This is a genomic window from Actinoplanes sp. NPDC049118 (assembly GCF_040648555.1).
GTDB lineage: Bacteria > Actinomycetota > Actinomycetes > Mycobacteriales > Micromonosporaceae > Actinoplanes.
The window spans coordinates 2,501-5,294 of the sequence record NZ_JBEZDY010000065.1; the positions used below are offsets into that span (position 1 = coordinate 2,501).

The following is a 2,794-nucleotide window of genomic DNA, read 5'->3' on the forward strand; positions in this document are numbered from 1 at the left end:
GGTGAAAAGTACCCCGGGAGGGGAGTGAAATAGTACCTGAAACCGTTCGCCTACAATCCGTCAGAGCCTTTCGGGGTGATGGCGTGCCTTTTGAAGAATGAGCCTGCGAGTTAGTGGCATGTGGCGAGGTTAACCCGTGTGGGGCAGCCGTAGCGAAAGCGAGTCTGAATAGGGCGTTTTCAGTCGCATGTTCTAGACCCGAAGCGGAGTGATCTAGCCATGGGCAGGTTGAAGCGTGGGTAAGACTGCGTGGAGGACCGAACCCACCAACGTTGAAAAGTTGGGGGATGACCTGTGGTTAGGGGTGAAAGGCCAATCAAACTCCGTGATAGCTGGTTCTCCCCGAAATGCATTTAGGTGCAGCGTCGCGTGTTTCTTGCCGGAGGTAGAGCACTGGATGGTCTAGGGGGCCTACAAGCTTACCGAAATCAGCCAAACTCCGAATGCCGGTAAGTGAGAGCGCGGCAGTGAGACTGCGGGGGATAAGCTTCGTAGTCGAGAGGGAAACAGCCCAGATCACCAGCTAAGGCCCCTAAGCGTGTGCTAAGTGGAAAAGGATGTGGGGTCGCATAGACAACCAGGAGGTTGGCTTAGAAGCAGCCATCCTTTAAAGAGTGCGTAATAGCTCACTGGTCAAGTGGTTCCGCGCCGACAATGTAGCGGGGCTCAAGCACACCGCCGAAGCTGTGGCATTCACATATTAACCCGGTTGGTCGATTCGTCGGCTGATCCAGGTGTGTGGATGGGTAGGGGAGCGTCGTGTGGCGGGTGAAGCGGCGGAGTGATCCAGCCGTGGACGCTACACGAGTGAGAATGCAGGCATGAGTAGCGAATGAAGGGTGAGAAACCCTTCCGCCGGATGACCAAGGGTTCCAGGGCCAGGCTAATCCGCCCTGGGTGAGTCGGGGCCTAAGGCGAGGCCGAGAGGCGTAGTCGATGGATAACGGGTTGATATTCCCGTACCCGCAAAGGAGCGCCCAAGACGAACCTCATTATGCTAACCACGCGATCTGCCGGCGACCTTCGGGTCAAGGGTGGGGAGTCTGGGATCCTGGTGGGTAGTAGTTTAGCGATGGGGTGACGCAGGAAGGTAGCTGAGCCCGGCCGGTGGTTGTGCCGGGGTAAGCGTGTAGGCCGTGTCATAGGCAAATCCGTGACACATGTAGGCTGAGACGTGATGCCGAGCCGATTCAGGTGAAGTCAGTGATCCTATGCTGCCGAGAAAAGCCTCTAGCGATGTTCCGAGCGGCCCGTACCCCAAACCGACACAGGTGGTCAGGTAGAGAATACCGAGGCGACGGGCGAACTGTGGTTAAGGAACTCGGCAAATTGCCCCCGTAACTTAGGGAGAAGGGGGGCCGGACGCGTGAAGCCCCTTGCGGGTGGAGCGTGGTATGGCCGCAGAGAGCAGGGGGAAGCGACTGTTTACTAAAAACACAGGTCCATGCCAAGTCGTAAGACGATGTATATGGACTGACGCCTGCCCGGTGCTGGAACGTTAAGGGGACCTGTTAGCTCTTCGGGGCGAAGCGGAGAACTTAAGCGCCAGTAAACGGCGGTGGTAACTATAACCATCCTAAGGTAGCGAAATTCCTTGTCGGGTAAGTTCCGACCTGCACGAATGGCGTAACGACTTCCCCACTGTCTCAACCACAGGCCCGGCGAAATTGCAGTACGAGTAAAGATGCTCGTTACGCGCGGCAGGACGGAAAGACCCCGGGACCTTTACTATAGCTTGACATTGGTATCCGAATGTAATTGTGTAGGATAGGTGGGAGCCTGTGAAGCTCGGACGCCAGTTCGGGTGGAGGCAATCTTGAAATACCACTCTGTTGGATTTGGGTATCTAACTTGCGGCCCTGATCGGGTCGAGGGACAGTGTCTGGTGGGTAGTTTAACTGGGGCGGTTGCCTCCTAAAAGGTAACGGAGGCGCCCAAAGGTTCCCTCAGCCTGGTTGGCAATCAGGTGTTGAGTGTAAGTACACAAGGGAGCTTGACTGTGAGACTGACAGGTCGAGCAGGGACGAAAGTCGGGACTAGTGATCCGGCACTTGCGTGTGGAAGCGGTGTCGCTCAACGGATAAAAGGTACCCCGGGGATAACAGGCTGATCTTCCCCAAGAGTCCATATCGACGGGATGGTTTGGCACCTCGATGTCGGCTCGTCGCATCCTGGGGCTGTAGCAGGTCCCAAGGGTTGGGCTGTTCGCCCATTAAAGCGGTACGCGAGCTGGGTTTAGAACGTCGTGAGACAGTTCGGTCCCTATCCGCCGTGCGCGTTGGATACTTGAGAAGGGCTGTCCCTAGTACGAGAGGACCGGGACGGACGAACCTCTGGTGTGCCAGTTGTCCCGCCAGGGGCACGGCTGGTTGGCTACGTTCGGAAGGGATAACCGCTGAAAGCATCTAAGCGGGAAGCTCGCTTCGAGATGAGGTATCCCACCACCTTGAGTGGGTAAGGCTCCCAGCTAGACTACTGGGTTGATAGGCCGGAGATGTAAGCCTAGTAATAGGTTCAGTCGACCGGTACTAATAGGCCGAGGGCTTAACCACTCTAAACTTTTTGCTCGACGCGTCCACTGTGTGATTCACAGCAAACAACCACCCCTACCCCCTAGTACTTTTTTCGGGGGGTGTGTTTGGGGTGTGTGGTTGTGTCGCTGATAGCTGTTTCGGTGGTTATAGCGGAGGGGAAACGCCCGGTCTCATTCCGAACCCGGAAGCTAAGCCCTCCAGCGCCGATGGTACTGCACTCGGGAGGGTGTGGGAGAGTAGGACGCCGCCGGACTTAACGT

The 2,794-nt window shown here is 56.6% G+C and carries 2 rRNA genes (1 of these 2 only partly in view); both read left to right on the forward strand.

Annotation, left to right across the window (positions count from 1 at the left end):
• Positions 1–2,552: ribosomal RNA gene (locus AB0B58_RS42160) — 23S ribosomal RNA — on the forward strand; it begins 559 nt to the left of the window's first position.
• Between the two features lie 118 nt (positions 2,553–2,670).
• Positions 2,671–2,787, forward strand: a 5S ribosomal RNA gene (rrf, locus tag AB0B58_RS42165).
• Positions 2,788–2,794: the final 7 nt, after the last annotated feature.